Source organism: Paraburkholderia atlantica, assembly GCF_009362785.1.
GTDB classification, from domain to species: Bacteria; Pseudomonadota; Gammaproteobacteria; order Burkholderiales; family Burkholderiaceae; genus Paraburkholderia; species Paraburkholderia atlantica.
This window is the reverse complement of record NZ_WHNQ01000019.1, coordinates 1-24,587: the sequence shown is the minus strand read 5'-3', so window position 1 is coordinate 24,587 and position 24,587 is coordinate 1. Positions and strand designations below refer to the sequence as shown.

At 63.0% G+C, this 24,587-nt stretch carries 21 protein-coding genes and 1 pseudogene; 14 read left to right on the top strand and 8 right to left on the bottom strand.

Features of this window, described 5'->3' with window-relative positions; translation table 11 throughout:
* Nucleotides 1–13 precede the first annotated feature (13 nt).
* The 4 genes from GCT19_RS24520 to GCT19_RS24505 are packed head-to-tail and all read right to left on the bottom strand — an operon-like array spanning nucleotide 14 to nucleotide 3,154.
* The gene (locus tag GCT19_RS24520; RefSeq protein WP_152853343.1) at nucleotides 14–1,096 is read right to left on the bottom strand and encodes an SDR family oxidoreductase; all 1,083 of its coding nucleotides are present in this window, start codon (nucleotides 1,094–1,096) and stop codon (nucleotides 14–16) included.
* A gap of 26 nt (nucleotides 1,097–1,122) precedes the next feature.
* Complete coding sequence (locus GCT19_RS24515; RefSeq protein WP_152853342.1) at nucleotides 1,123–2,040, bottom strand: hypothetical protein; 918 nt, start codon at nucleotides 2,038–2,040, stop codon at nucleotides 1,123–1,125.
* The gene (locus GCT19_RS24510) at nucleotides 2,037–2,366 is read right to left on the bottom strand and encodes a phosphopantetheine-binding protein (protein ID WP_013094320.1); all 330 of its coding nucleotides are present in this window, start codon (nucleotides 2,364–2,366) and stop codon (nucleotides 2,037–2,039) included. Before GCT19_RS24510 ends, GCT19_RS24515 begins: the two co-directional genes overlap by 4 nt.
* A 17-nt stretch (nucleotides 2,367–2,383) precedes the next feature.
* Nucleotides 2,384–3,154: a Coq4 family protein gene (locus tag GCT19_RS24505; RefSeq protein ID WP_026228932.1), complete on the bottom strand. Its 771-nt coding sequence runs from the start codon at nucleotides 3,152–3,154 to the stop codon at nucleotides 2,384–2,386.
* A gap of 525 nt (nucleotides 3,155–3,679) precedes the next feature.
* On the opposite strand from GCT19_RS24505, the gene GCT19_RS24500 reads away from it, so the two are divergent.
* The 6 genes from GCT19_RS24500 (at nucleotide 3,680) to GCT19_RS43515 (ending at nucleotide 9,365) form a co-directional block, all read left to right on the top strand.
* Nucleotides 3,680–4,789, top strand: a complete 1,110-nt coding sequence (locus GCT19_RS24500; RefSeq protein WP_018436657.1) for a hypothetical protein — start codon at nucleotides 3,680–3,682, stop codon at nucleotides 4,787–4,789.
* A gap of 49 nt (nucleotides 4,790–4,838) precedes the next feature.
* Nucleotides 4,839–6,371 (top strand): B12-binding domain-containing radical SAM protein, encoded by a 1,533-nt coding sequence (locus GCT19_RS24495; protein WP_152853341.1) that lies wholly within the window; start codon nucleotides 4,839–4,841, stop codon nucleotides 6,369–6,371.
* A gap of 68 nt (nucleotides 6,372–6,439) precedes the next feature.
* Entirely contained in the window at nucleotides 6,440–7,867 is a 1,428-nt protein-coding gene (locus GCT19_RS24490) for a tryptophanase (protein WP_026228931.1), read from the top strand.
* Nucleotides 7,868–7,876: 9 nt separating this feature from the next.
* Nucleotides 7,877–8,629: a dTMP kinase gene (locus tag GCT19_RS24485; RefSeq protein WP_152853340.1), complete on the top strand. Its 753-nt coding sequence runs from the start codon at nucleotides 7,877–7,879 to the stop codon at nucleotides 8,627–8,629.
* A gap of 135 nt (nucleotides 8,630–8,764) precedes the next feature.
* Nucleotides 8,765–8,962 carry a hypothetical protein gene (locus GCT19_RS43520; RefSeq protein ID WP_152853413.1) on the top strand — a complete coding sequence of 66 codons (198 nt, stop codon included), beginning with the start codon at nucleotides 8,765–8,767 and terminating at the stop codon, nucleotides 8,960–8,962.
* Between the two features lie 214 nt (nucleotides 8,963–9,176).
* On the top strand, nucleotides 9,177–9,365 hold the full coding sequence (locus GCT19_RS43515; RefSeq protein WP_227749326.1) for a hypothetical protein: 189 nt from the start codon (nucleotides 9,177–9,179) through the stop codon (nucleotides 9,363–9,365).
* A gap of 28 nt (nucleotides 9,366–9,393) precedes the next feature.
* On the opposite strand, the gene GCT19_RS24470 is transcribed toward GCT19_RS43515, so the two are convergent.
* Nucleotides 9,394–9,867: an Lrp/AsnC family transcriptional regulator gene (locus GCT19_RS24470; protein WP_013094327.1), complete on the bottom strand. Its 474-nt coding sequence runs from the start codon at nucleotides 9,865–9,867 to the stop codon at nucleotides 9,394–9,396.
* Between the two features lie 285 nt (nucleotides 9,868–10,152).
* On the opposite strand from GCT19_RS24470, the gene hppD reads away from it, so the two are divergent.
* From hppD to GCT19_RS24455, 3 genes are all read left to right on the top strand, one after another.
* A complete protein-coding gene (gene hppD, locus GCT19_RS24465) occupies nucleotides 10,153–11,226 on the top strand; it encodes a 4-hydroxyphenylpyruvate dioxygenase (protein WP_152853339.1) in 1,074 nt (357 codons plus the stop codon).
* A 174-nt stretch (nucleotides 11,227–11,400) separates the two neighbouring features.
* Entirely contained in the window at nucleotides 11,401–12,783 is a 1,383-nt protein-coding gene (locus GCT19_RS24460) for an amino acid permease (RefSeq protein ID WP_184245593.1), read from the top strand.
* A 44-nt stretch (nucleotides 12,784–12,827) separates the two neighbouring features.
* On the top strand, nucleotides 12,828–14,033 hold the full coding sequence (locus GCT19_RS24455; protein WP_018436648.1) for an amino acid aminotransferase: 1,206 nt from the start codon (nucleotides 12,828–12,830) through the stop codon (nucleotides 14,031–14,033).
* A 120-nt stretch (nucleotides 14,034–14,153) separates the two neighbouring features.
* On the opposite strand, the gene GCT19_RS24450 is transcribed toward GCT19_RS24455, so the two are convergent.
* Nucleotides 14,154–15,272, bottom strand: coding sequence for a patatin-like phospholipase family protein (locus tag GCT19_RS24450; RefSeq protein WP_018436647.1), 1,119 nt, complete (start codon nucleotides 15,270–15,272; stop codon nucleotides 14,154–14,156).
* Between the two features lie 300 nt (nucleotides 15,273–15,572).
* On the opposite strand from GCT19_RS24450, the gene GCT19_RS24445 reads away from it, so the two are divergent.
* The 5 genes from GCT19_RS24445 to tcuC all read left to right on the top strand — a co-directional run bounded on the left by GCT19_RS24445 (nucleotide 15,573) and on the right by tcuC (nucleotide 22,932).
* Nucleotides 15,573–17,624 carry a hybrid sensor histidine kinase/response regulator gene (locus GCT19_RS24445; protein ID WP_152853338.1) on the top strand — a complete coding sequence of 684 codons (2,052 nt, stop codon included), beginning with the start codon at nucleotides 15,573–15,575 and terminating at the stop codon, nucleotides 17,622–17,624.
* 299 nt (nucleotides 17,625–17,923) lie between these two features.
* Entirely contained in the window at nucleotides 17,924–18,889 is a 966-nt protein-coding gene (locus tag GCT19_RS24435) for a LysR family transcriptional regulator (protein WP_152853337.1), read from the top strand.
* Nucleotides 18,890–18,941: 52 nt separating this feature from the next.
* Nucleotides 18,942–20,351: an FAD-dependent tricarballylate dehydrogenase TcuA gene (tcuA, locus tag GCT19_RS24430; RefSeq protein ID WP_018436643.1), complete on the top strand. Its 1,410-nt coding sequence runs from the start codon at nucleotides 18,942–18,944 to the stop codon at nucleotides 20,349–20,351.
* A complete protein-coding gene (gene tcuB, locus GCT19_RS24425) occupies nucleotides 20,338–21,555 on the top strand; it encodes a tricarballylate utilization 4Fe-4S protein TcuB (RefSeq protein WP_018436642.1) in 1,218 nt (405 codons plus the stop codon). Before tcuA ends, tcuB begins: the two co-directional genes overlap by 14 nt.
* Before the next feature lie 48 nt (nucleotides 21,556–21,603).
* Nucleotides 21,604–22,932, top strand: coding sequence for an MFS transporter (gene tcuC, locus GCT19_RS24420; RefSeq protein ID WP_018436641.1), 1,329 nt, complete (start codon nucleotides 21,604–21,606; stop codon nucleotides 22,930–22,932).
* A gap of 138 nt (nucleotides 22,933–23,070) precedes the next feature.
* On the opposite strand, the gene GCT19_RS24415 is transcribed toward tcuC, so the two are convergent.
* Entirely contained in the window at nucleotides 23,071–24,162 is a 1,092-nt protein-coding gene (locus GCT19_RS24415; RefSeq protein WP_018436640.1) for a porin, read from the bottom strand.
* A gap of 69 nt (nucleotides 24,163–24,231) precedes the next feature.
* Nucleotides 24,232–24,587 (bottom strand): annotated as a pseudogene (mhpE, locus tag GCT19_RS24410) (4-hydroxy-2-oxovalerate aldolase); the annotation flags it as partial.

The window sequence follows — 24,587 nt, the reverse complement described above, 5'->3', positions numbered from 1 at the left end:
GGCTCCCTGAGTGTCAAGCCGTGCGCGGCACGAAGTAGCCCGCCGCGATCCCATAACGGAAGATCCTGCGCAGCAGCGTTTTGCCGGTCGCGCGAGGCAGCGCCGGCAGGATCGCGGCGGTCGCGTCGCGGGCGAAGCGCACCTGGCGCGTCAGGTACGACTCGTACAGCTTCACGACCTCGTCGTAGTAGCGCCGCTCGAGCGGTTTCATCGCGGCGGCGTCGAAGACGTGCCGCGGCACATAGCGAGGCACGTGGAACGATGGAAACTCCGCGCAGACGTCGTTGATTTCGCGCAGCGTAGTCGGCGTGCCGGAGGTCAGATGCAGCGTGCGTCCGCGCACCAGGTCGAACTTCGCCAGCGCCTCGACGACGCAGTCGGCGACCCAGTCGATCGGCACGATGTTCAGCGTCGCGCCGTAGTCGCCCGGCATCGTGCGCACGAGTCCGGCGGCCGTCAGGCGCACGACGGTGTAGAGCGTGTCGAACTTGCGGATCACACCGGTCGCCGAATCGCCGACGATGATCGACGGGCGCAGCACCGCGGCCGGCAGACCGCTGCGCATCGCCGCCCGCACCGACTGTTCCGCGCGGTACTTGCTCTGCTCATACGGGTTGCCCAGCCGCTGGCCGAGGTCGAGATCGTCCTCGCTGAACACGCCCGGGCGCTCGCCGCAGACATAGGCGGTACTCACGTAGAGCAGCGGAATCGGCGCGTCGGCGCGAGCTTGCGCGAACTCGACGATGCGCTCGGTGCCGCGAAAGTTGATCGCCTCGTAGACCTCGGGCTTGCGCCCAAAGCTGGTCAGCGCGGCACAGTGGACGATCGCGCCCGTCGTTTCGCGTAGTGCCTCGTAGGTGTGCGGGTCGAGCCCGAGGTGGGGTTCGGCGACGTCGCCCCGCACACATGCGAAGGTTCCGGCTGCAGGCGTGTGGCCGTCGTACGTCGTTGCCGCGAGCGGCGTGCCGTCGTTGCGGACGACCGGCCCTTCCGAGCGCAAGAATGCGACGACCGGGTAGCCCATTGCCGTCAGACGGGCGATCACTTCGGCGCCCAACAGACCGCGAGCACCGGTGACGAGAACATGCTTATCCATCGTGGGAGACCATCCAGGGTTGCGTGTCATTTGAGGAGAATCTCGGCCAGCAGCCCGAGCTCGACGGCGACGATGAAGCGCGTGCCCGCCCAGCGTGGCCGGCCCGGCCTGCTCGCGGGCCCCGGCCAGCTCGCGTTGAGCCAGACGAGCCAAACGAGCGGCAGCGTTGCGGTGTAGATCGCATAGGTTTGCGACAGGCCTGCCAGGCGCGACAGCGACACGTTGAGGCCGAGCGCCAGAATCAGCAGGAGATTCAGCGCGACGCGGATTCCGCGTGCGGACAGGTGATAAGGCTGCAGCGCAGTGGTGCCAAGCTTGCGCGAGAACTTCCAGAATTCGTAGCCGGCCCACATCGAACCCGCCACGCACATCACGACGTAGAAGCTCAGTTCGCGTCCAGCCATGTCGCGCCACAGGAAATAGCCGTACATGAAGATGGCGAAGGGCGCCCCCTCGAAAGCGGGAAAGCACGCCAACGGGCGGCTCGGGAGCAGCCGCTTGAATACGAACGGCGCGGCGAAGGCCAGGGCGGTGGCGGCAGCGGCGGCCGTCGTCGCGCGGCCCATGCCGGTGTTCAGCGCGACGAGCAGCAGCGCGCTTGTCGCGAGGCTGGCGACGAGACGTGTGCGCCGTGCCTCGCGGCGTGCCAACAGCGCGTGCCCGGTGGGATAGTCGCGTTCGAGATCGTCGAGGTCGTCGATCAGGCGAAGCTGGACGAACAGCAGGAAAAAGGACGCGAGGCCGGCCAGCACACGCCAGCCCGGTTCAACGGCGACGCCGGCGATCCGTCCGTATAGCAGCAACGAGCAGACAAACGCGCCGGCGATCGGCAGCGCCTCGGCGGCCAGCGGCAGGCGGCCGAGCGTGCTCCCGACCGCAGCTGCCGCGGCCGCAAACCGGCCACGTCTTGCATGCGAGGTGGCCAGCGAAAGGCGGGGGCTCATGTACGCATCCCCTCATTGGCGTCCAACCGGACGGCGGCGTGCCGGATGCACAGGTCCACGAGCGAGCCGACCGTGAAATACGTTTCGGCGTGTTCTTCGTTCAACGCTTCTAGCGGCAGACGCTCGATGCCGAACGCCTGCTCGACCGCGACCACCGCTTCGACGAGCGATAGCGAGTCGAGGCCCAGATCGGCGATCAGCGAACTCTCGAGGTGAATCTCGGCGTTGAAGTCACGCTGATGCTCGCGGCAGACGCGCAGTAACTGCGTGCGTACGATGCCGAATACGGTGTTGCGCATCGACGCATTTTTCGGTGTGCTGGCCATGCTGAGTTCCTTTCCTTTCACGCGTTGCTCGGCGCGGCGTAGCGCCACGGCAGAGTTTGGCCACCGGCCAGGATGCCCAGGGGATGCGCGAGCGCGACCGGCTCGATCGCCAGTTGCAGGCGGACGAGTGCGAGCGGTCGCTCCAACGCTTCTTCCCAGCGGTATGAGAGGGGAATGCGCGCGCGCTTGCCACGCAGCCATGCGCGGTGCAGAAAACGATGGACCCAGAAGTTCGGCCACCACGGCGCGGTCAGCGCTGTGCCGAGCAGACCGACGATGCGCGCACGCATCGGCTCGAGACCGCAGTCGAATGCGAGAAGCGAGGTCTCGCCGGCCCAGTCCTGTCCATAGCCCGTCAACACGTGCAGCAGGTCATGAATGCAGCCGCTGCGCTCGATGAACCACTGACGGTCCGGGCCCGGGAGGATTTCTTCGAGGCCCGCGGCCAGCCGGCTCGCTTGCAGCAGACCATCAGCGCTGTAGCCGCTGCGCTCCATCATTGCCATGTAAGCGCGGCCGAACGAGCCAGGCGGCAAGCGCAGCAGCGTGTCGGAATCCGCGAGCGTGCCGAGCAGTGACGGCTGTTCCGAAAGCAGCGCGCCGGCGCCCGGTTCGCTCAGAAAGCGCTGGTACATCGTCTCCATCTGGCCGCCGTCGAGCGCGATCATCACCTCGTAGGCATGCTGAATGTCGTCTACGTTCTCCCTCAACGCCTTGATCGCTCGCAACGCGCGCGGCCAATCGATGTGGCGTCGCGCCATTGCGTGGTCCTTCAAGGTTGCTGTCATCTGCGGCTCCCGGCAAAGATCAAGAGGCGGGTCACGAGTGGCGATCGACTGGTGCCACTTCTTGCGGACGCTTTTTGCAGGGTTCATGCCAGTCATCCGTTGGCACCGCGCAAGTCGTCCTCATCCCCTGCAAGAACGGAACGAAGTGCCCAGATCTCAAAAGGCGGCGCGGGTATCGCGCGGATTGAAGCGGTGTCTGCGATTTGCCGACGCACTTTCGGGTGGAGCCCCCCGCAGCCTGCCGAATGTCGGTACCGGGCCAACATCTGAAAAGCATCTGTTGGTTGCCGCTCGACTGCAGGACGTCTGATACCGGCCCGGTTCACATGTCGACGTCCAAACATCTATACGTGCGGATGTATCGCTCCGCCTTTTGAAATCTGGCTGCCTGCTTGCGTCATTGCATCTGACGGGGACTCACGTCGCGCAGCAAAACAATGCCTGGCACGAACAGTGCACCAGGAGCGCGAACAATGGGTGGCGCCCTTTGGAATTTCCGGAAATCACGAGGATGGAGGTAGAGCAATGAATCAGGCCTGGAAGGCGAAAGCGGGGCAGTTCCTGCCGGGGGCGAATCTGACTGTGCTGCCGCACTGGGAGCGCGATGCGGTACCGAGCTACGATCGTGCCGAAGTCTCGGTGCCAGGGCGCCTTCACTTCGCCGTGTTCGACTTCATGCAGATGATGCCCGGCTTCGGTGGCGGCGGACTCGGCGTATCGACGAGCACGGTCGGACACCGGATCACCGTCACGAAGACGAACAACGGCGAAGGCGGCTGCGACGTGCCGAGCGGGCGGCACATGCTCGAGCTGTTCAAGCGAACGGTCGGCTACGCACGCGACGACATCCGTGTCGATCGGCTGCGCAGCATCCAGCATCAACACAGCGGCTTCGGCTCGAATGTGTCGTTCAACACCGCGACGCTCGCCGGCTTGAACGCGTTGTTCGGCTCACCGTTCTCGCCGCACGACATGTGGGAAATGATCACCCGCAATTACGTCGAGACCGCGAAGGATCACGAGCACGTGTATTTCGGCCTCGAGACCGGCGTCGGCGAAGCGTGCCTGTTCTTCGGCGGGCTGGTCTGGGTCGACGAGAAGCACGGCAACGGCCGTTTCCTCGGCAATCTGAGTTCGGAAAACCTGTGGGTGACCACCGCCGTTGGCAACTACGACACGCTAGCGACCGAAGCGCTGCGCGCGCATGGCGAAGGCGCGGACATGTCCGGCACCACCGAGGCGGGATTCGTGCCGACGCATTTCGTCGAGTGGCAGAAGCGCTATGGCACCGCGTGGCGCAACTTCATCGAACAGAAACTGCGGCCCGCGCTGCATCGCAACGACCTTTTCGCGTTTCTGAAGCACGGCTGGGAACTCAACAGCATGAGCAACATGAAGGTGCTCGAAGGCATCTTCCGGACCGACGTGATGCGTGAGTTCGACGAGACGATGCAACGCGAGGGCGCGGTGTACGCGGGGATGAGCAGCGCGGGTCCGGGCTTCTATGCGTTCTCCGACTGCGAGGCAAAGGCGACGCATCTAGCGACGGTAATGCTGCATCGGTTCAGTGAATTCATGAGCGAGATGACGGTGGCCCGCGCGGGCCAGAAGATGTCGATCGACGTCGCCGTCTAGCCGCATGCCTGCTAACCCTCGCGAAACTTTCCACTGAGACTGATCGAACATGGCCAAGCGCGTCACCTTCGTCAACACGAACCAGATCAAGCCGGCGATTGCGCCGATTGCCTTCGACTATCTGTCGGCGCCGATGGAGCGAGCAGGGTTCGAGCTCAACTTGCTCGACCTGTGCTTCTCCGACGATTGCGAGGCGGCCATCGCCGAGCACTGCCGCACCGCCGCGCCGGACTACTGGGGGGTGACGCTGCGAAATACCGACGACGTCTATTTTTCCAGTGGCTACAGCTTTCTCGACAGAATCAGGGACATCGTCGCGATGCTTCGGCGTGCGCGCGCGGTCCCGATCGTGATGGGCGGTGCAGGCTACTCGGTGATGCCGGAGAAACTGCTTGCTTACCTCGACGCCGACTTCGGCATCGTCCGGGAAGGCGAATTCAGCTTCCCCGAGCTGCTGACTTGCCTCGAAGAAGGCAGGAGTTTCACGCACATACCCGGCTTGGTCTACCGCGATACGGCCGGGGTGCACGCTACGCCGCTCGCCCCGAACACATGCGGACCACTGGCCAGCATAGGGCCTCACAAACGCGAACTGGTCAACAACCCGCACTATTTCGCCAAAGGCGGCCAGATCGGCATCGAAACGAAACGCGGCTGCAACCGCTCCTGCATCTATTGCGTCGAGCCGCTGATCAAAGGCCGCTCGGTGCGCATGCGCGAACCCGATGACGTCGTCGCCGAGATGGCATCGCTCGAGGAGCGCGGCGTCAACGTCTTTCATATCAACGACTCGGAATTCAATCTGAGCGTCGCGCATCCGATGGCGCTGTGCGCGGCCATCATCCGGCACGGGCTCGCCGGCAAAATCCAATGGTATGCGTACGGTATGCCGCGGCCTTTTCCCGATGAACTCGCGGCCGCGATGAAAGCAGCCGGTTGCGTCGGTATGAACTTCGGCGTCGACACCGCCAGCGAAACGATGCTGAAGATACTGCGCCGCACCTTTGGCGCTCACGACATCGAACATGCGGTCAATACCGCGAAGCGCCACGGTCTCGAGCACATCATCGAACTGCTGTTCGGCGCGCCCGGCGAGACGCAGGAGACCGCGCGCGAGACCATCGAGTTCATCAAGCGGGTCGATCCTGAACGCGTTTCGGTCACGGTCGGGCTGAGGATTTTTCCGGGCACCGAGCTCGAGCAGATGATCCGCCGCGAAGGGCTGCATGCCGGGAATCCGAATCTGCACGGCCATATCGAAGGCAATGACGATCTGCTGCACCCGGTGTTCTATCTGCCGACCGCATTGGGCCCGGACCCGCAGCAATTCATCGCCGATCTGATCGGCAATGACCGGAGGTTCTTCGGGACCAATGCGAGCCTGTTCAACTACAACGCGAACGACGCGTTGGTCGAAGCGATCGCGCAAGGCGAGCGGGGCGCGTATTGGTCGATCCTGAACCGGATCGAGAAACGCTTCGAAGCGGCTCATAACGCGCGCGGTTGTCACCGCACGTCCGCGGACGGCGGCGATCCGGACTGGTCGCCAATCGAGATATTGCCGATCGAGCAAAGCGCCTGACGCGGTATGTGATGTCCGAAGCGGCCAGCCATCCGCTGGCCCGCGTATTTTCAACGCAGGAGGAGTGCATGCTTCTAGAAAACAGTCAGCCTGAGCCATACAGGATCAAGATGGTCGAGCCGATCAGGCTGATCGACCGCGAGCAGCGGCAGGCGCGGCTTGCCGCTGCCGGGTACAACGTGTTTCGCCTCGAAGCCGACGACGTCTATATCGATCTGATGACGGACAGCGGCACGACCGCGATGAGCGCGAACCAGTGGGCCGGCATCATGACCGGCGACGAGTCGTATGCCGGCTCCCGCAGCTTTACGAAGCTGACGCAGGCCGTGCGAGACATGCTCGGCTTCGAATACGTGCTGCCGACTCACCAGGGCCGGCCGGCCGAGCACTTCCTGTTCCGTACTCTCGTGCGCCCGGGCCAGGTGGTGCCGTTCAACGCGCCGTTCGATTCGACCGAGGCGCACGTATCGATTGCCGGCGGGACCGCGATATCGTGCGTCGCCGAAATCGGCTACCAACCCTCTGTCGAGCACCCATTCAAGGGCGATGTCGATGTGCAGAAGCTGCGCAACGTGATCGAAGGCGAGGGACGCGACAACGTTCCGCTGATCATGGTCTCGCTGACGAACAACGCGGGCGGCGGCCAGCCGGTATCGATGGCGAACCTGCGCGCGGTGAAGGCGTTGGCCGATGAGTTTGCGATTCCGGTGTACTTCGACGCGGCGCGCTGCGCGGAGAATGCTTACTTCATCCAGCAGCGCGAAAGCGGCTATGCGAACCGGTCGGTGGCGGAAATTCTGAAGGAGCAGTTTTCCTATGCCGAGGGCTGCACGTTCAGCTGCAAGAAGGATGCGCTGGTCAACATCGGCGGTTTGCTCGCGACCCGATCGCGCACGCTCTATGAGCAGGTCGTGCCGCTGCTCGTGCTGCACGAAGGCTTCGTCACGTACGGAGGGATGGCGGGCCGCGATCTCGAAGCGCTCGCGATCGGTCTGCGCGAGATGGTCGACGACAGATACCTGCAACACCGCGTGGGTCAGGTCGAACGGCTAGGGGACACACTGCTTGCGGGCGGCGTTCCGATTCTGCGGCCGACCGGTGGACACGCGGTGTATGTCGATGCGGCCGCCTTTCTGCCGCACGTGCCGCGCTCGGAGTTTCCGGCCGAGGCGCTGGCTTCCGAGCTTTATCTGGAGGGCGGCGTGCGCGCCGTCGGTCTGGGCTCGTTGGCGTTCCTGAAAGAAGATCCATCGACGGGCGCGGTCAGCGCTCCGAGGCTGGAACTGCTGAGGCTGGCCATTCCACGCCGCGTCTACACCGATAGTCACCTCGCGGCGGTTGCCGCCGCGTTGATCCGGGTCTACCAGCGACGCGATACGATCCGCGGAATGCGCATCGTCTCGGCACCGCCGATGCTCAAGCACTTCACCGCGGTCCTCGCACCGATCGAGGTCCGTGACGAGGCGGTTGCCGAATGTCGCGAAGTTATGGTCTGAGGTGATTTCATGTCGAATGCTGTGTTCGAAGCGCTCGAGCTCAAGCCCCATGCTTATCCTGGCGTGCTGATCACGTTGTGCGGTGTGGATGGGGCGGGGAAATCTTCGTTGATGAAGAAGCTCGAAAGCGCGTGCACGGGTGCCGGGCTCAACTGCGTGACGACCTTTACGCCGACCAGTCGCATCCGCAAAGATGCGGTGTTCCGGGACATGGTCGACAGCCACTGGGATACCTCCAAAGCCAGCTCGGGAGCCGACGCAAGCGGACGGCGGGTCGATATGCTGGGCATTCTGCTGTCCATCATGGGAGACCTCGTCCAGCATCTGACCGACACGGTCATACCGGCGCTGCAACGCGGCGACGTGGTCTTTTGCGACCGCTACGTGTTCACCTCTCAGGCTGAGATCGGCACGCGTTCCGATCCCGCTGAGACTGCGCTGGTGCTCCGCAGCGTCGCTGGCCATCTGCTGCGTCCAGACGTCGCCTTTGGTCTGAACGTTTCCGGCGCGACTTCACACCGTCGCGTGCGGTCAAGGAACGACGAGAACGACCAGCCGCCGCCGATGAGCTTTCTGACCCGTCAGGTGGCGGCTTATCGCGCCGTGTTCGAGGCCAACGGCGTCGTCGCGCTGGATGGGGAGCGGAGTATCGACGAGACGTACGGTGCGGCACTCAGTCATATCGTGGCTATCGAACGGGTTGCGGGGCGGTTGGGCTCTATCGCGGCGGCACATCCTGCACGAACCCTGGCGGCATGCTGAGTCTTCGACCTGCGCGGAGACGCGGCCTTCCGGCGTCGAGGCGTGCGACAAAATGCACGTCGACACGTTTTGGTGAGCATCTATCCTTCGAGACAGGACCATGTTGCATGGAACGTCGGAGCCAAGGAGACGATGATGCTCAGCCCACATGAGATCGCAACGCTCATGCTTCTCGAAACAAACCCGCGTCCGGAAAATTTCGATCCCGGCGATCTCGACGCGTTGTGTGAACGCCAACTTGTATTTCTGGAAAAACTCCCGTCTGGATACGCGCGAGGGCGTCTGACTGCTCAAGGACGTTCGATATTGAGGTCGGTCGGCAGGGTGCACTGATTCCCCTCTCTGCATTGCCTCGGAGCTTCGACCTTCAGGAGCAGTCACATGCAACATCCAATCGCGCGGAGGGCGGTACAGACCATTGTCCGCGAACATCAACAGCTTTCAGCGGTGGTCAACGGCATGACCCAACTCGTCGACGAAACGTGATCACGCACGGACGCTGACCCGATATGAATTGACCGGGTATGCGGCGGCGCCGGCTTTACGAATGCTGGTTGATGAATACGCGGCGTTTTACAGCCAGCACAGGCGCCTGGAAGAGGAAGTGATATTGCCGGCCGCGTTGCGCTATCTGACTGCGGACGACTGGCTGGAACTGGACGAGGCGTTCGGCGCCAATCGTGATCCGTTCAGCGGCATCGAGATCGAAGGTGAAATGACCGCTTGTTTTCGCTGATCGTCAGCACGGTCTCCGAGTCCATTCACTAGGCCGCCAACGGGACCGCGCCCGTGCATTTGATTTCATCGAGGCAAACGCTGGACTTGACTCCGCTCACACCCGGAATGCGCATCAGCGTATCGAGCAGAAACTCCGACAGCGCCTTGAGGTCGTGCGCGACGACCTTGAGCATGTAATCGATATCACCCGTCACGACGAAGCATTCCTGAACCTGGGTGAGTTCCGAGATCATTCGCTTGAACTTCGACAGGTCGCGCACATGGCCTCGCTCCATCGTCACCTGGATGAAAGCCACTACGCCGAAGCCCAGCAACTGTGCGTCGAGCCGCGTCTCGTAGCACTTGATCACGCCCATTTCCTCGAGCCGGCGATGACGCCTCAGCGTTTGCGCGGGCGACAGCTTGATCGCCTCCGCAAGCTCGAGATTGGAGATGCGGCCTTGCGACTGAAGAATCTCCAGCAAACGCACGTCGATTCGGTCGATGTCGATTGTATGCACTGTTATTTCCTCATTCCTCGGTGAAATGAAATGTTAATGCACAAATCAGGGTTTGTCTGCGTCCGCTAGGAAATCCTATTGCATCGATAAAAAATTAAACTGATCCCAGATGTCGCCGCAACACGAGCATGTGCGTTGGGAAATGCTCAGATGTGCAGGTGGCACGAGGACCCTGCCTACGAGACGAGCAGAGAAATTTTCTTTCATTTCTACAACATGCCTCCGCATCATTCAGTGCTAGTCGCTCGCCACCAATCATTCACCATCCGCTGAACCTGAGAGATCATGGCCGACCTGTTTGACAATCCAATGCAACTGATGGGCTTCGAATTCGTTGAATTTGCCTCGCCCGTACCCAATGTCCTCGAACCGCTGTTCGAGCAGATGGGCTTCACACTGGTGGCTCGCCACCGTTCGAAAGACGTGCTGCTTTACCGCCAGGGCGAAATCAACTTCATCGTCAATCGCGAGCGCAATAGTCAGGCCGCGTACTTTGCCGCCGAGCATGGCCCGAGTGCGTGCGGCATGGCGTTTCGCGTGAAAGATTCGCACAAAGCCTACGCCCGCGCGCTGTCGCTGGGCGCTCAGCCGATCGAAATCGCAACCGGTCCGATGGAGTTGCGATTGCCCGCGATCAAAGGCATTGGCGGCGCACCGCTTTATCTGATCGACCGCTTCGAAGACGGCAAGTCGATCTACGACATCGATTTCGAGTTCATCGAAGGTGTCGAGCGGCGGCCGGCCGGTCACGGCCTGCGCCTCGTCGATCACCTGACGCACAACGTCTATCGCGGCCGCATGACGTATTGGGCCAACTTCTACGAGACGCTGTTCAACTTCCGGGAGCTACGCTACTTCGACATCGAGGGCGAATACACGGGGCTCACGTCGAAGGCGATGACGGCGCCGGACGGCAAGATCCGCATTCCATTGAACGAGGAATCCGGCAAGGGCAGCGGCCAGATCGAAGAATTCCTGATGGCCTTCAACGGCGAGGGCATTCAACACATCGCCTTCTTGACCGACGATCTGATCACGGTGATCGACAGCCTGCAGATGGCAGGCGTGCCGCTGATGACCGGGCCGAACAGTTACTACTACGATGCGCTCGAGACACGCTTGCCGGGTCACGGTCAACCCGTTGGCGAATTGCAGTCGCGCGGCATTCTCCTCGACGGAACGACGGCGGATGGATCGCCGCGCCTGCTGCTGCAGATCTTTTCCAAACCGCTGCTTGGCCCCGTCTTTTTCGAATTCATCCAGCGCAAGGGCGATGAAGGCTTCGGGGAAGGCAATTTCAAGGCGCTGTTCGAGTCGCTCGAACGCGATCAGATCGAGCGGGGGACGCTGAAGGTGTGACGCGCATACAACCCGTTCATCGCCGCTTCAACAATACCTATCCCAGCAAGACACGGCACCGGCGACACGAGCGTCGGCTGTGAGGCCTCGGCATATTTCGCCTGCTCTGACCGGAGCAGGCGGAAAACGAGGCGTGGCGTCCAGAACCAACCGCAGGACACAGGAGACAACACCGTGGCACATCAGGAACAGGGCACGCTTAAGCGCGGCCTGAAGAATCGTCACATCCAGTTGATCGCGCTAGGAGGCGCAATCGGCACGGGCCTCTTTCTCGGCATCGCGCAGACCATCAAGGCGGCAGGGCCGTCCGTGTTGCTTGGATACGCAATTGCGGGCATCGTCGCGTTCTTTATCATGCGGCAACTCGGCGAAATGGTCGTCGATGAGCCCGTCGCTGGTTCCTTCAGTTACTTCGCAGGCAAATACTGCGGGCAATTCTCCGGTTTTGTTTCCGGGTGGAACTACTGGGTGCTCTACGTGCTCGTGTCGATGGCGGAACTGTCGGCCGTGGGCATCTACATGCAGTACTGGTGGCCAGGTCTGCCAACGTGGGTTTCCGCGCTCGTGTGCTTCTGCGTGATCAACGCGATCAACCTCACCAGCGTGAAGTCGTACGGCGAACTCGAATTCTGGTTTTCGATCGTCAAGGTCGCGGCGATCGTTGGCATGATCGGCTTCGGCGGCTATCTGCTGATTTCGGGCCATGCGGGCCCTGACGCGGGCGTGGCCAATCTGTGGCGCCACGGCGGCTTTTTCCCGAACGGCGTGTCGGGTCTCGTGATGGCGATGGCCGTCATCATGTTCTCGTTCGGTGGATTGGAGCTCGTCGGCATTACGGCCGCCGAGGCCGAAGATCCTTCGCACACGATCCCGCGCGCGACCAACCAGGTGATCTACCGGATCCTGATTTTTTACGTCGGCGCACTCGGCGTGCTGCTGTCGCTGTATCCGTGGGAGAAAGTCGTCACGGGCGGCAGTCCTTTCGTGCTGATCTTTCACGCGATGAACAGTAACTTCGTCGCCAATGTGCTCAATGCGGTGGTGCTCACCGCGGCGCTGTCGGTATACAACAGCGGCGTCTACTGCAACAGCCGCATGCTTTACGGCCTCGCAGGCCAGGGCAATGCGCCGCGCGCTCTGCTGAAGGTCAACTCCCGCGGGATTCCGCTCGCCGCGCTGGGTGTATCCGCCGTGGCGACGGCTGCCTGCGTGGTGATCAACTATCTGATGCCGGGCAAGGCATTCGAACTATTGATGGGGCTCGTCGTCTCGGCGCTGATCATCAACTGGGCAATGATCAGCATCATTCATTTGCGTTTCCGCGCCGCGAAAGCGCGCGCCGGTGAGACGACCGTATTCCGCAGCCTCGGTTATCCGGTTACCAACTATCTTTGCCTGATCTTCCTTGGCGGCATTCTGGTCGTGATGTGGCTAATACCTGATCTGCGTATGTCGGTCTACCTGATCCCCGTTTGGCTCGTTGCGCTAGGCGTTGGTTATCGCGTGCGCAATAGGCGCGCGGGCGCCTCGGTCGCTGTTGGCGTGGCGACGCGCTAGGCACCGCGCTTGTGCAATCTTATGGCCTGATCCAAGGAACTAGCATGTTTGAACACATTGATGCCTATGCGGGCGACCCGATCCTCACATTGAACGAGAACTTCGCGAAGGATTCGCGCGATCATAAGGTCAATCTGAGCATCGGCATTTACTACGACGATCACGGCCGCTTGCCGGTGATGCAAGCCGTACGCGAGGCCGAAGGACAACTGCTCGCCGAGCTCGGCCCCAAGCCGTACCTGCCGATGGCGGGCTTCGCCCACTACCGCGATGCCGTGCAATCGCTGGTATTCGGCGACGACTCGGCGGCGCGTACCGAGGGGCGCATCGCGACCGTGCAGACCTTGGGCGGCTCGGGCGCGCTGAAGGTCGGTGCGGATTTCATCAAGCGCTACTTTGCGGGCTCGCGCGTATGGGTCAGCGATCCGACCTGGGAAAACCACCGTTTCATCTTCGAGCGCGCGGGATTCGAAGTCAACGCGTACCCGTACTACGACGAGTCGAGCGGCGGTCTGAAGTTCGAAGAGATGCTGTCGGCCATCGATGCGCTGCCGGCGCGCAGCGTCGTCCTGTTGCACGCGTGCTGTCACAACCCGACGGGTGTCGATCTGAACGACGCGCAATGGGTGGAACTGATCGAGGTCATCAGGAAGCGGGACCTGCTGCCCTTTATCGACATGGCGTATCAAGGCTTCGGCGCAGGCATCGACGCGGACGCATTTGCGATTCGTGAACTGGTGCGCCAGAACGTGCCGGCGTTGGTGGCCAATTCGTTCTCGAAGAACTTCTCGCTGTATGGCGAGCGGTGCGGCGGATTGTCGGTGATTTGCGAGTCGCCGGATGTTGCGGCGCGCGTCTTGGGTCAATTGACGAGCGCTGTGCGCGCGAACTACAGCAATCCGCCGACGCATGGCGCGAAGATCGTAGCGCGCGTGCTGACCACACCGGCGCTGCGGCAATCGTGGCAACAGGAGCTTGCCTCGATGTGCCGGCGCATCATGCGTATGCGCGCGGAGATCCATGAACGCCTGCGCGGCAAGGTGCCGGACACGATGCTCGCGCGCTACCTCGAGCAGCGCGGCATGTTCACGTACACGGGGCTGTCGGCGGACCAGGTCGACACGCTGCGCGAACGGCACGGCGTCTACCTGATCCGCTCCGGGCGCATGTGCGTCGCCGCGCTCAATGACAACAACGTTGCGACGGCGGCGCAGGCTATCGCGAGAGTCATCTCGCAGGCTGGCGATTGACACCGCCGCAAGCTGACAGCCGCAGCCTGCTACGCGCTCGATCCGGCTGCATCCACGCCGGATCGGGCGGCGCCAATCTGCGCAACGTCAGCCGGAAATCTCGCGCGACGGCCGACAACGTCAGTTTGGTCGCGCGCCCGCATTGCCGCAGTGCTTGAGCGTCGGATCGATCAACGAAGCCTTGACGTCGACCGAAGACGCTTGCCCGAGCTTCGCGTAGTCGTTTTTGAGCCATACGTCGGCCACTTCGCGGCCACGCTCGAATAGCGTGCTGAGCAATGACCACGACGTGCTGCTCTTCGACACAAAACCGAACTTCGCCAGAAAATCGTCGTCGCGAATCAGGTGAAACCGGACGGGTTTGAAGCGGCTTTTGCTTGCGGCTTCCTCGCCGACCGAGTCGAGCACATGGTTGACCGCTTCGATCGCGTTGATCTCCAGCACCACGGACGCGTTGAAACCGATTTCGTTGAGCCGCTCGAGAATGCCGCGCGCATCTTTGGGCGGCATGTCGTGGCGCACGAACGGATTCGCGAGCACGAGAATCAGGTCCTGGGCATGGTCGATCAACGGCGCCAAAGGCGGGTTGCCCAGGTAGCCGCCATCCCAGTACGGTATGCCGTCCACGCTGACGGTGCGGAACTCGTTCGGCAGGCATGCGGAAGCGCGCAATACGTCGATGGAAATATCGGGGCGGGTGAAGATTGCGCGTTGGTTGGTTCGTACGTCGGTTGCGCAAAGGAATAGTTGCGGGCCATCGCGCGTCGTATTGAGCGCGGCGAGGTCGTGTTCGGGGAGCGCGGAACGAATTACCGGCCCGAGCGGATCGCGGTAAAACGGATTGCCATAAGGCGAAGCGACGAGCCCGACGGCCTCCAGCATGATGGCGGCGGGATTCCAGTCGATGTTCCAGCCGCCGAACGGGCCAGGTTCGGAAAAGCCGAGCAGCGCGTTGCCTGCCAGCGCGCCGGCGCGCGATACCGCTTCCCAGAAGGCGCGCAGCATGTCGCGTGCTTTCGCTGCTCCGCTGGTTGCGAGGCCCGCGGCGCACAGCGTCGCATTGATGCCGCCCGCGCTCGCGCCGCTAATTGCCGCGATATCGAGTGGCATTGCCTGCGACGAAGCCTCTAGCAGACGGTCGAGCACCCCCCACGTGAACGCCCCGTGCGAACCGCCGCCTTGCAGGGCAAACGCGACTTTGGGGCCTTTGTGTCGCGTCGAGTTCCGAGGTTCCTCCATCGCCATGGCTCCTTCGCGTCTTGTTCGCGTTCCGGCAATCTTACCCGGAAGTGTCACGCGTTTGGTCTAGCCTCGCCAGACGCGGCTGCGGGTTTGTCTCGGTTAAACCGCCGCCCCACAACAGGTACAGTGTCAGACGATTTGCGGCGGGCTGGGGTCCAACCTCGGCCGATCGATACTATTAATAGTCGCAAGCGACATATCCGATAAAAAACGGGCCATGAGAGAGAAGTTGATTGACATATGCCGGCGTGCCAGGGCGGTATCGCGGGCTCACCGCGCTCGTCCGGGGGCGTCTCGATGAAACGGGATCTCGATCCGGATTCCCGCGGCGCGATCACGCTAAACGGGCTGGCGCGCCAGCTGGGACGCACCCGTGAGCAGCTGATGCAGCGCTGGATCGCCGAGACCTCGGAGCAGGGCGCACACACCGCCGATGCGGACAGCGGGCAGGGACTGGCGGGCTGTTTCGCCTACATGCTGGCCGAGGTATGCGCTTCCTTGCTGGTCGCCGACAGCGACCCGTCTCTATCCGATCATGTAGCTATCGCGCAGCCTGGCAGGTTCTGGCCGGACGACTGGCGGGTCACGGATCTGTTTCGCAACATGGATCTGATGCAGCGCTTTCTGAAGCATGAGATCCGCGCGTATTTCGGTCCCGTTGCCGCTTCCGTCGACGTTCACATGCGCGCGCACGACGTCGTCGAGCGCACCTTTCGCGCGATGATCGAAAACGCGATCGAGGCGCACATGCAACGTCAGGCGGCCGAGGTGGCGGCGGCACAGGACAGCCTGCATACCGCGCTGACCGCGCTGAAGCTCACGGAGGAGCGGCTGCGCGTCGCGACGAGCGCGGCCGGCATCGGCATCTTCGAGTGGTGTGGCGCGTCGCGACAAGGCGTGTGGGAAAACCGCCGGATGTATGAAATCACCGGGCAACCGGAGGAGCGGGGGCCGTTGACGGAAACCGAGTTCATGACGTCGGTCGTTCATCCGGACGATGTCGAACTGCTGCGAAGTCATTTCCAGTCCCGGCGAATCTCCGGCGAGCCGGTGCATGTCGCGTTCCGGCTGCACCGTGTAATCGACCGTGCGCTCAGGACCGTCGAAATGTTCGGGTATCTGCGACCGCCCGTTCATCAGGACGATTACACGTTCATTGGCAGCTTGTGCGACGTGACGGAGCGCGCCGACGCGGAGGCGAAACTGCGCGACGCCGATCGCCGCAAGGACATCTTTCTGGCCACGCTCGCGCACGAGCTGCGCAATCCGTTGGCGCCCGTGCGCAACGCCGCGCATCTGCTGGGTCACAGCGCGGGAGCCGATTCCGCCAAACGCGAGTGGCTGCGCAATGTGATCGAACGCCAGACCGGTCACCTGTCGCATCTGATCGACGACCTGCTCGATGTATCGAGAATCACCACCGGCAAGATCGTGTTGAAGCGCGAGGTCTTCGATATCAGGCTGGCACTCGACCACGCTCTGGAAATCACGATGCCGGCTGCGTTGCAGCGGCATCACGACATCGTGCGTCTGCCGCTGGAGCACCCGGTGTACGTGCACGGCGACCCGGCGCGGATCACCCAGACATTTTCGAATCTGCTCGATAACGCGATCAAATACACCGACGAGGGTGGGCGGATCGTCGTATGCGCGACGCTCGTCGGGCAGGAAGTCTGCGTGACCGTGTCGGACACGGGCACGGGCATTTCGGACGACGCACTGCCTCACGTGTTCGATCTGTTCGTCCAGGGCTCGTGCCACGGCGAACCGTCGAGGGGCGGTCTTGGGATTGGGTTGTCGGTGTGCAAGACGCTGACCGAGATGCACGGCGGGACCATTGCCGCGAGGAGCGCAGGCAAGAACAGAGGCAGTGAATTCGAAATACGTCTACCCGTTTGCCAGGGCCGCAACCAAGACGCGAAGGACGGTGCCGAAGCCGGTCTACCTGCGTCCGACCGTCTGCGGGTTCTGATCGTCGACGATAACAGCGATGCCGCTGTGTCGCTCGCCATGATTCTCGACGCGCACGATGTGCGCACCGCGCACACCGGTGAAGACGCGCTTCAGATAGCCGCTGCGTTCGATCCGCAGATCGTGTTCCTCGATCTTGGTCTGCCGGGAATCAGCGGCTATGAGGTTGCGCGTCGGCTGAGGGATCATCAGGCGGCGGGCAAGCGCCTCGAAATCGTCGCAGTGTCGGGATACGGACAGCCTGAGGACGTGGCTCACTCGGCGGAGGCGGGGTGTGATGCGCATCTCGTCAAACCCGTCGATATCGAGGAGTTGCTCGCGATCATCAGGCGGATCACCGGCGAAAATCCAGACCTCGGCCGCCAATTGAGCGGATAACTCACCGGGCGTCACCCCGACGATGATCGTTGCGCCGGCCGCGATCCAGACGTTTCGCTCGATCACGATCGGACTGGCGCGTTGCGCCCGCATGACGCTGGGATCGTTCTACGGGGTGACCCGATGTGATGGGAACGCTGGCTGGCCGGGTACGCTGTTTCATGAGTTGAGCCCGAAGGGCGACGAATCATGAGCCGCGAATGACGAAGTATTCACGTAAACACGAGCCGTGACACCCCGTCTGCACCCATTTCCAATCTGCGACAATAGCCGCGATTCTCGTCCACGACGATCGTGAAATGGAACTCAGACAATTACGCTATTTCCTCAGCGTCGTCGAACACGGCAGCATGGGAAAGGCCGCGCTCGAACTCGGCGTCGTCACTTCCGCGCTGAGTCAGCAGATCAGCCGCCTCGAAGGTGAACTGTCGACGCGCCTGCTGCAGCGCACTTCCAGCGGTGTCGTGCCGACCGATGCCGGTCTCGCGTTCTGGCGTCAGGCGCAACTCGCGCTGCGTCATATCGACGATGCCGCGCTCGCCGCGCGCGCTGCCCGGCTCTCGGGCCACGTCAGCGTCGGCATGGCGCCGAGCACCGCCAGCGTGCTCGGGGTGCCGTTCATGCAGGCCATGCGCGCGCGCTATCCGGACGTGCGGCTGCGCATCGTCGAAAGCCTGTCCGGCTATCTCGCGTCGATGCTGAGCGCGCGCCAGATCGATCTTGCCGTGCTGTTTCGCCCGGAGCCCGCGCAGCGCTGGAGCGTCGTGTCGCTGCTCGACGAGCGGCTGTTCGTGATCGGCCGGCACGAGCTCGAAGATATGCCGGCGGGCGCGAGCGTGCGTCTCGGGCAACTCGGCAAGCTTCCGCTCGTCCTTCCGAGCGGCGCGCACGGCCTGCGCTCGCTGTTGTCCGCCGCGTTCAAGCGAGCCAAATATGAACCGAACATCGCGGCCGAAGTAGACGGCCTCGCGCTGCTGATGGACGTCGTGCGCACGGGCATCGCCGCGACCATCCAGCCCGGCGCCGCGCTCGCGCGACCGGAGAACGCGGTACTGGTTAGCGTGCCGGTCACCGAAAGTTTCGCCACACGGCCCAATATGATCGCGAGCATCTCCGACGACGAGCTCTCGCCCGCGGGGCTCGCCGCGCGCGTGGTGCTCGCCGACGTCGCGCGCGAACTGGTGCGCGAAGGCCGCTGGCCCGGCGCGCGCCTGCGTCAGTCGGAGGCCTTCACAAAAACTGAAGGCCCGTTGACGGCCCGCTGATGGCGGAGGACGAGCGCGACCATTAGAGTGCGTCCGAAAGGAGGCCCACAAGATGGTCGACGTACTCGTAATCGGAGGAGGCAATGCGGCGCTTTGCGCGGCATTGATGGCGCGCGAAGCCGGCGCGTCGGTTCTGCTGCTCGAATCCGCGCCGCGCGAATGGCGCGGCGGCAATTCCCAACACACCCGCAATTTGCGCTGCATGCACGACGCGCCGCAGGACGTGCTCGTCGATGCCTATCCGGAAGAAGAATTCTGGCAGGACCTGCTGAAAGTCACCGGCGGTATCACGAATGAGCATCTCGCGCGGCTGACGATTCGCGCGTCGTCGTCGTGCCGGCCCTGGATGCAAAAGCACGGCGTACGCTTTCAGCCGCCGCTGTCGGGCGCGCTGCATGTGGCGCGCACCAACGCTTTTTTCATGGGTGGCGGCAAGGCGCTCGTGAACGCCTATTACCGCAGCGCCGAAGCGCTGGGTGTCGAGATTCGCTACGACACGCCCGTCGATTCGCTGGAACTCGACGGCGGCCGTTTCGTCGCGGCCCGAAGCGGTAACCAGCGCTTCGAGGCGCGCGCCTGCGTGCTGGCGGCAGGCGGCTTCGAATCGAACCGCGAATGGCTGCGCGAGGCCTGGGGACAAAACGAGCGCGGCGAATGGCCCGCCGACAACTTCCTGATCCGCGGCACGCGTTTCAACAAGGGCGTGCTGATCCGCCACATGATGGATGCCGGTGCGGACATGATCGGCGATCCGTCGCAGTCGCACTGCGTGGCCATCGATGCGCGCGCGCCGCTCTATGACGGCGGCATCTGCACGCGCATCGACTGCGTGTCGCTCGGCGTGGTCGTCAATCGCGAGGCCGAGCGCTTCTACGACGAAGGCGAGGATTTCTGGCCGAAACGATATGCGATCTGGGGACGCCTCGTTGCGCATCAGCCGGGGCAGATCGGCTACTCGATCATCGATTCGAAGGCGATCGGCCGCTTCATGCCGCCGGTGTTTCCCGGCGTAAAGGCCGACACGCTGCCCGAACTCGCACGCCAGTTGAAGCTGCCGGAAGCGCGCTTCATGGAGACGCTGTCGCGTTACAACAAGTCCTGCCGCGTCGGCACCTTCGATCACACCTCGCTCGACGACTGCCACACCGAAGGCGTCACGCCGCCCAAAACGCACTGGGCGCGCCCCATCGATACGCCGCCGTTCTACGGCTACGCATTGCGTCCCGGCATCACGTTCACGTATCTCGGCCTGAAGACCAACGACCGCGCCCAGGTGCACTTCGGCGGCGAGGCGAGCGAGAACCTGTTCGTCGCGGGCGAGATGATGGCGGGCAACGTGCTCGGCAAGGGCTATACAGCGGGCGTCGGCATGTCGATCGGCACGGCGTTCGGGCGCATTGCCGGCACTCAGGCCGCGCGCGCCGCACTGCAGACAACGGAGGTTTCCTGTGCAGCAAACTGACACGCTCGCGCCCGAACGCACGCGCGCCGCGGCGTTCGAATCGAAGCAAGACATGCAACGCACGCGCGGCGGCTCGCGCGTGATTCCGATCGTGCCGCTGACCGCAAGCGAAGGCGAAGTGGCGCGCCAGATGCAGATCTGCAACGCGTGCCGCTATTGCGAAGGCTTCTGCGCGGTGTTCCCGGCGATGACGCGGCGCCTCGAATTCGGCAAGGCCGACGTCAACTATCTGGCCAATCTGTGCCACAACTGCGGCGCCTGCTACCACGCGTGCCAGTACGCGCCGCCGCACGAATTCGCGGTCAACGTGCCGAAGGCGATGGCGCAAGTGCGCCTCGAAACCTACACCGAATACGCGTGGCCCAACGCGCTAGGCGGGTTGTACAAGCGCAATGGCGTGACGCTGTCGGTCGCGCTGGCGGCGGGGCTAGCTCTCTTTCTGCTGCTCGGCACGGCCATGCATGGCGGTTTGAGCGGCAACATCGCGCCCGCGAACTTCTACGCGATCTTCCCGCACAACCTGCTGGCGGCGATGTTCGGCGCGGTCTTCCTGTTTGCCATCGTGGCGCTCGGCATCGGCGTGACGCGCTTCTGGCGCGACGTGTCGCAGGGAACCGCGAACGCGAGCGCGCCGGCCGTGACGGAAGCGGCGAAAAACGCACTGACGCTCAAGTATCTCGACGGCGGACATGGCGACGGCTGCAACGAATCGAACGATGCCTTCACGCTCGCGCGGCGGCGCTTTCACCACTTCACGTTCTACGGCTTCATGCTGTGTTTCGCGGCAACGGTGGTGGCGACGCTCTATCACTACCTGCTCGGCGAGGAAGCCCCGTATCCGTTCTTCAGCTTGCCGGTATTGCTGGGTACGGCGGGCGGGATCGGCCTGATTGTCGGGCCTTTGGGGCTGCTGTGGCTCAACCTGAAGCGCCATCCGGAGCAGGGCGATGCGCACCAGCGTCCGATGGACCGTGGCTTCATCGCGCTGCTGTTGCTCACGAGCGCGTCGGGCCTCGGGCTGCTGGCTTTGCGCGAAACGGCGGCGATGCCGTGGCTGCTGGCGGTGCATCTGGGCATCGTGATTGCCTTGTTCGCGACGCTTCCGTACGGCAAGTTCGCGCACGGCATTTTCCGCTCGGCGGCGCTGCTCAAATCGTCTATCGAAAAGCGCCAGCCCAATACGTTGGGTCTCGGCTCGGACTAGGCGCGACAACACGCGCCGCATATTGTCATAACAACAGGGGACATATTCATGAACGCTACCGAACCACTAGCCGGCACGCCGGTCGCGGCGCGCTCGTCCAAAGCCGCGGCCGTACTGCGCGTGACGAGCGGCAACTTCCTCGAACAGTTCGACTTCTTTCTGTTCGGCTTCTACGCGACGTCGATCTCGAAGATCTTCTTCCCGGCGTCGAGCGAGTTCGCGTCGCTGATGCTGACCTTCGCCGTGTTCGGCGCGGGCTTTCTGATGCGTCCGTTGGGCGCGATCTTTCTCGGTGCGTATATCGACAAGGTAGGGCGGCGCACCGGCCTGATCGTCACGCTGTCGATCATGGCGAGCGGCACGATCCTGATCGCGTGCGTGCCCGGTTACGCGACCATCGGCCTGCTTGCGCCCGCGCTCGTTCTGCTCGGACGGCTGTTGCAGGGCTTCTCGGCGGGCGCGGAACTGGGCGGCGTGTCGGTGTATCTCGCGGAAATGGCCACGCCCGGCGCAAGGGGCTTCTACACGAGCTGGCAGTCGGCCAGCCAGCAGGTCGCGATCGTGATGGCGGCGGCGCTCGGCTACGGATTGAATCACTGGATGAGCGCACAGCAGATCGGCGCGTGGGGCTGGCGCATTCCGTTTTTCATCGGCTGCGCGATCGTGCCATTCCTGTTCCTCCTGCGCCGTTCGCTGCAGGAAACCGCCGCGTTCGAGGCGCGCCGGCATCATCCGCAGACGCGCGAGATCTTCGCGATGCTGCTCAGCAACTGGCGCACGGTGATCGCGGGCATGTTGCTCACCGCGATGACGACGACCACGTTCTATCTGATCACCGTCTACACGCCGACCTTCGGCAAGTCCGTTCTCAAACTGTCGACGTCGGATAGCCTGATGGTGACGTTGCTGGTGGGCGTGTCGAACTTCATCTGGCTGCCGATCGGCGGCGCATTGTCGGATCGGATCGGCCGCAAGCCGATTCTGCTCGCCATTGCCGTGCTGGCGATTTTCACCGCGTATCCGGCATTGTCGTGGCTCGCCGCGGCGCCGAGCTTCGGCCGCATGCTGAGCGTGCTGCTGTGGTTCTCGTTCTTCTTCGGCATGTATAACGGCGCGATGGTCGCCGCGCTCACCGAGGTGATGCCGGCGGAGGTGCGCGTCGCGGGTTTTTCGCTGGCGTTCAGTCTAGCGACGGCGCTGTTCGGCGGCTTCACGCCGGCCGTGTCGACCTTCCTGATCGAAACCACGCACGACAAGGCCGCGCCCGGCTACTGGCTCAGTTTCGCCGCGCTGTGCGGGCTTGGCGCGACGCTTGGGCTCTATCGGCGGCGCGCGGGGCGGGCGGCTTCGACGGCTTCGTCGGCGCAAGGCTTTTAGCGTGTTGCCGTTGACGCGCCGAGCTGGATGGAGAGGGTGCCGCCATGCCTGGCGGCGCGCTCTCGTGCAGATGATATGAGGCCCGCCGAGTTTCCTCGGCGGGCCCGATGCGGATGAAACTACAAGGTCAGTCGAGAATCAGAACGCGGTGCGAAGGCCAACTCGTGCAATGGCCTGCGACGCCGTGCTGGATGATCCGTTGGGACCCATGATGCCGTTGATGGCAGCGTGCGAACCTGCGCTCGCCTTCTGATAAACGCCCTCCGCATAAACCATGCTCCGCTTGGAGAGCGAATAGTTCAGCGTTGCGCCGAGCTGATGCGCGTGGTTGTTGTCGAGTTCCTCGTTACCCTTCAGGTACATATAGTTCCCGCCGAAGGACCAAGCGGGAGTGATCTGCCAAGTGGCGCCGACTTGCGCGGCATAGGCGGCGGCGCCGTTGAACGAGTTGCGCACGGTCGTGAAGTCTGCGACCGTGTAGACGGGTCCGATTACATAGTGCGCGCCGACTCCCCAGTTCGTGATCGGAATCTGCGGCGAGCCGGTGCTGGAGCCGGGATATTTCGCTTTCGTATAGGCGGCCCCGACTCCGAACGGACCGGCACCGTAATTCAGCCCGAAGCTCATGGTCGAATTCGACCCGAACGAACCAGCCACTCCGCCGAGCGAATACAGCGCCCCAGCGGACAAGCCCGCAAACACCGGTGATTGATACTTGATCGAATTGGCCGCGGGGATGCCGCTCGTGCGGCTCCAGTCGAACCAGCCGGTCGGGTTTTGCGGAATATTCAGTTTCTGGAACGGGCCGGCCGCGAAGTTGTACAAGCCGCCAGTGAACACGGCGGGAGCATTGCCCGCCTCGGTCAGCGACGTCGTCATGAAATCGAAGACATTGCCGAAGGTCAGCTTGCCGAAGGTGGGACTATTTAGACCGACGTAAGCGTTTCGCCCGAAGATGCCCGGTTGCACCGTCGTGCCCGTACCGAGCTGAAACTGGTTTTCCAGCTTGAAAATGACCTTGTTTCCACCGCCGATATCTTCGGCGCCCTGCAAGCCGAACAGGTTCGGCGTATAGATGCCGTCGTCAAACTTCGTGACCGAATGCCCGCCCTGGTTCGTCACATAGGACACGCCGCCGTCAATCAGACCGTACAGCGTGACGTTGCTCTGCGCGAACGCGTATCCGACAGGCAGGAATCCCACAAGAATTGCAATGGAATGTTTTTTCATTCCAGTCTCCAGATAGTTTATTTAATCGATCTTTTTTGCAGCTTCAATGAGGCTGTTAATCCGCGCTCATCAAGCCTGGCGTGCCTGCTTCAAGTCGAGTGCGACGTCGACGATCATGTCTTCCTGGCCGCCCACCATGCGGCGCTTGCCCAGCTCGACCAGAATGTCGACGGTCTTCAGGCCGTACTTCTTCGCGGCCACTTCCGAATGACGCAGGAAGCTCGAATACACGCCCGCATAACCGAGCGCGAGCGTTTCGCGATCGACGCGCACCGGCCGGTCCTGCAGCGGACGCACGATGTCGTCGGCGGCGTCCATCAGCGTGTAGAGGTCGGTGCCGTGATTCCAGCCCATGCGCTCGGCGGCCGCGATGAACACTTCGAGCGGCGCGTTGCCCGCACCCGCGCCCATGCCCGCGAGCGATG

What these genes read in the sequence shown, in the direction of transcription:
- GCT19_RS24520 (WP_152853343.1), bottom strand. Translation starts at nt 1,096, where the DNA reads ATGGATAAGCATGTTCTCGTCACCGGTGCTCGCGGTCTGTTGGGCGCC.
- GCT19_RS24515 (WP_152853342.1), bottom strand. Translation starts at nt 2,040, where the DNA reads ATGAGCCCCCGCCTTTCGCTGGCCACCTCGCATGCAAGACGTGGCCGG.
- GCT19_RS24510 (WP_013094320.1), bottom strand. Translation starts at nt 2,366, where the DNA reads ATGGCCAGCACACCGAAAAATGCGTCGATGCGCAACACCGTATTCGGC.
- GCT19_RS24505 (WP_026228932.1), bottom strand. Translation starts at nt 3,154, where the DNA reads ATGACAGCAACCTTGAAGGACCACGCAATGGCGCGACGCCACATCGAT.
- GCT19_RS24500 (WP_018436657.1), top strand. Translation starts at nt 3,680, where the DNA reads ATGAATCAGGCCTGGAAGGCGAAAGCGGGGCAGTTCCTGCCGGGGGCG.
- GCT19_RS24495 (WP_152853341.1), top strand. Translation starts at nt 4,839, where the DNA reads ATGGCCAAGCGCGTCACCTTCGTCAACACGAACCAGATCAAGCCGGCG.
- GCT19_RS24490 (WP_026228931.1), top strand. Translation starts at nt 6,440, where the DNA reads ATGCTTCTAGAAAACAGTCAGCCTGAGCCATACAGGATCAAGATGGTC.
- GCT19_RS24485 (WP_152853340.1), top strand. Translation starts at nt 7,877, where the DNA reads ATGTCGAATGCTGTGTTCGAAGCGCTCGAGCTCAAGCCCCATGCTTAT.
- GCT19_RS43520 (WP_152853413.1), top strand. Translation starts at nt 8,765, where the DNA reads ATGCTCAGCCCACATGAGATCGCAACGCTCATGCTTCTCGAAACAAAC.
- GCT19_RS43515 (WP_227749326.1), top strand. Translation starts at nt 9,177, where the DNA reads ATGCTGGTTGATGAATACGCGGCGTTTTACAGCCAGCACAGGCGCCTG.
- hppD (WP_152853339.1), top strand. Translation starts at nt 10,153, where the DNA reads ATGGCCGACCTGTTTGACAATCCAATGCAACTGATGGGCTTCGAATTC.
- GCT19_RS24455 (WP_018436648.1), top strand. Translation starts at nt 12,828, where the DNA reads ATGTTTGAACACATTGATGCCTATGCGGGCGACCCGATCCTCACATTG.
- GCT19_RS24450 (WP_018436647.1), bottom strand. Translation starts at nt 15,272, where the DNA reads ATGGAGGAACCTCGGAACTCGACGCGACACAAAGGCCCCAAAGTCGCG.
- GCT19_RS24445 (WP_152853338.1), top strand. Translation starts at nt 15,573, where the DNA reads ATGAAACGGGATCTCGATCCGGATTCCCGCGGCGCGATCACGCTAAAC.
- GCT19_RS24435 (WP_152853337.1), top strand. Translation starts at nt 17,924, where the DNA reads ATGGAACTCAGACAATTACGCTATTTCCTCAGCGTCGTCGAACACGGC.
- tcuA (WP_018436643.1), top strand. Translation starts at nt 18,942, where the DNA reads ATGGTCGACGTACTCGTAATCGGAGGAGGCAATGCGGCGCTTTGCGCG.
- tcuC (WP_018436641.1), top strand. Translation starts at nt 21,604, where the DNA reads ATGAACGCTACCGAACCACTAGCCGGCACGCCGGTCGCGGCGCGCTCG.
- GCT19_RS24415 (WP_018436640.1), bottom strand. Translation starts at nt 24,162, where the DNA reads ATGAAAAAACATTCCATTGCAATTCTTGTGGGATTCCTGCCTGTCGGA.